Origin of the sequence: Vibrio sp. OPT46, assembly GCF_015163535.1 — a bacterium.
Classification (GTDB): domain Bacteria; phylum Pseudomonadota; class Gammaproteobacteria; order Enterobacterales; family Vibrionaceae; genus Vibrio; species Vibrio alginolyticus.
Window position 1 is genome coordinate 5,179 of record NZ_JADDYG010000344.1, and the last position, 326, is coordinate 5,504.

Annotated in this window: 1 protein-coding gene; it reads right to left on the bottom strand. The window is 28.8% G+C overall.

Going from position 1 to position 326, the window contains the following annotated elements; translation table 11 throughout:
• Positions 1-326 (bottom strand): glycosyltransferase (locus tag IQR33_RS15740; RefSeq protein WP_193843837.1); only part of this gene is annotated, 326 nt, incomplete at both ends.

The following is a 326-nucleotide window of genomic DNA, read 5'->3' on the forward strand; positions in this document are numbered from 1 at the left end:
ATCATAAGAAACTATAGGCGTTCTATATAATATAGATTCTAACAATACATTAGGGAATCCTTCATTGAATGAAGATAAAACTGTTAATTTTGCATTTTCATAATAAGGTTTAGTATTTTTTTGATGACCAGCAAATGAAACATTACTCTCTATCCCAAGTTTTCTCGAAAGTTGCATTAAACTTTCTTTTTCTGGTCCATCGCCTACTATAACCAATTTATAATCAGGGAATGTATTTAAGAACAGGGAAAATGCTTTTATCGTATCTTTAACGTTCTTCTGCTTTACCAATCTTCCCACATACAAAATATAATTTTCTTTTTTAA